Source organism: Halobaculum sp. EA56 (assembly GCF_051195075.1).
Classification (GTDB): Archaea; Halobacteriota; Halobacteria; order Halobacteriales; family Haloferacaceae; genus Halobaculum.
Genome location: NZ_JBNTJX010000063.1, coordinates 1 through 2,561 on the forward strand (window position 1 = coordinate 1; position 2,561 = coordinate 2,561).

Below are 2,561 nucleotides of genomic sequence, written 5' to 3' on the forward strand. Positions count from 1 at the left end.
ACCGATGCTGCCTCGTCGACGAGCAAGTTCACGACGTAGTCGTCCGAGTGCTGGGAGAGCGCCTGTTTGCGGTCCTTGAGGGCTGCATCGAGATTGGTCAGGATCACACCGGTCATGATCCGGGCGGCATCGTCGCGGAGGTCACCGAGGTCGAAGAGGATGACCGTATCCTCGTCGAGGACATCCCGAAAGTCGAACTGGTTCTCGGTATTGTTGAAGATCTGCCGCAGGTGCGTATCCTGAGAAATGTACGCAAGGCGGTTTCCGACACCACCCATCACGTTCGCGAAGGTGTTCGGATCTAACTGGAGTTGCCGTCGAATCGTCCGCGTGACCTCCTCGTCGCTCGACCGTGGGGCCTCGCCGATGTTCTCGTTCGGTGGCCCGGCCTCCCAGAGTTGGTCGACGACGTGTTCGAGCTGTCGGTGGGCGAAGTAGTCCGTCGACGCTCGGTATAGCCCGTTCTCACGCCCGTATTCCTCGTCGAACAGGGCCTTGATGAGTGTCTTGATGAGAGTCGGGGCCACAGTCGCCCGCTCGTAGCGGTCGGTTCCCATCACGAGCTTCAAAATCTCTTCGTAGTGGTCGGCCTTCCGTTGGACGGCGTCTTCGCGGCGCCGTCCGCTCTCCATCGACGGTTCGAGATCGAAAAACGAGAACCCGGGGAGGACGTCCGGGATTGGGAAGTGGACGACGTTCTCTTCGAGGTCGGTCATTCCGAACCGACGCGCGTGAGCTCGCATATAATTCTGGGCCATATCGTCGTTCTTCGGGATGATGAGGATCGTCGGCCCCTCGGTGTTGTCGTACAGCGACAGCATATCGTTGATGAGGGCTTTCGATTTCCCAGAGCCGGTTGTTCCGAACCGGCCGTAATGAGTGGGCAACAGTCCGGGTGGAATGTGTGTCGGCACGTCTTCGGCCTCGCCGGTGTCGTCGAGGGCATACCCGATTGCCATCCCGTCTCGGAACTCACCCATAAGGTCCTGGTGCGGACGGGGCAACGGATTCCGACTCTGCTGTTCCGCACGCGTCCCCCGTGTCCCCTCGACAGTAAGCTGCTCCGAGGAGGGGACGAGTACGAAGTTCGCGAGTTCTCGACCACTCAGGACGAACTCCTGTCGGGTCTTCCCCCGGCCAGTCGTGATCTCACGATCCAAGAGCCGCTGCAGCGCCGCTCGTGCGTTCCGTTCTTTTGTGGCTGCCCGCAAGCCGCTGTCACGTATTCGTTCGGCTGCAACTTGGTAGTACGGCCCGTCAAGCGGGTCGAATACTGGGACAAGTGACTGTATCCGCTCATCGAGATCATCGCGACCGTTACCACCGGATGGAATCCCGACTGCTCGGATGTTCGCGGTGAACGACCGCTTCGGATTTTTCGCCTCGATTGCCGCGACACGTTTTGCAACCGCGTCGCTCAGCTGGTTTCTATCCCGACTCTCCGGTTGATCATCGAGTTCGAAGAGGGAGCCAATAATCTCCTGGGCGAGTGTATCCCGTCCGTCGATGACGTCCTCCTTGCGAAGGTCGGCATCGGACTGCCAGCTCTCGCGTCGCTGGAAGACGACTTGGAACGCTACTGGTGCTGTCGCCTCCATTAGGTGGTCGACGAGCGACGCGAGCGCACCTCCTGGCTGATCGACGGCTGGGAGTTCCGCTTCGTCGTCGGCAGTAAATGGTGAGAGTGAGGTCATCCAGTCTTGCTTCCGAGTTGCCGACCCTTGCCACCGCACGCCGAGTGGGGAGACGGATTCGGTCGCTGGCCGCGCGAGTATCGTCCCCTCCGATGTTACCGTTGGTTTGGCAAGTGTCGTGAGTGGCTCATCCTCGGGAATCGCATCTGGTGGGGCGAGTTCGAGGGCAGTATCGCCGATCTCGATGAAGTGGTCGGGAGACTGGTTGCCGACTGTTCCTCCATCCGCGACTGATTCGGCGTCTGCTGGCCCCGCTTGACTGTTGTCGTCAGTGCCACGTTCGTATTGCTCGTCAGGGCCGAATTCGTACTGGAGGTCGCCCGACTCATAGTGCTCGACGAATGTCTCGCGGTCGAATTCGACAGGCTGTACGAGTCGGGATGCGATGTCGACCTCGGTACGCTCGATGTCGAACGTCTCGGGATAGATCGACCGAAGCCGTTTCTCAAGGGTATCCAGATGGTCGTCGGCACCGTAGTAGAATTCGACGGGGTCATCTTTCCCCTCGCTGAGTGCGAGGAATTCGAAGCGTAGCGGTGTGTCGCTATGTAGCGGATTGAGTTTGTCAGCTAGCCCTGTCGAGTCCGTTGAGGTCAGTTTGTGGAGGCTCTCCAGTGCCTGCGGCAGACGCTCCGGATTGAGGCGTTCGGAGGTTGGCGTCACGCGAAGGTACTCACGCATCGTCGTCACCTCCCGTTTCGCCGCCATCAGTCTCTGCTGGCGTCTGCTCAGGCGGGCGTTGTCCGTTGTCGGTCGCTCGGCTTTCAATATCGTCCTGGAACGCCTGCACCTCCGCGTCCACAGCATTCTCACCAGTCCCGGGGAGTGAGTCTCGCCGTTGCTCGGTTGGCTCGAAGTCGATGACCT

Annotated in this window: 1 protein-coding gene and 1 pseudogene; both read right to left on the bottom strand. The window is 60.1% G+C overall.

Annotated elements, in window-relative coordinates; genetic code table 11:
- A pseudogene (locus tag ACQUQ1_RS21890) lies at nucleotides 1-2,375 on the bottom strand (conjugal transfer protein); the annotation flags it as partial.
- Nucleotides 2,368-2,561, bottom strand: a 194-nt coding sequence (locus ACQUQ1_RS21895; protein ID WP_435066317.1) for a hypothetical protein, incomplete at its 5' end; no start/stop codon positions are given. The gene ACQUQ1_RS21895 and the pseudogene ACQUQ1_RS21890, both read right to left, overlap by 8 nt.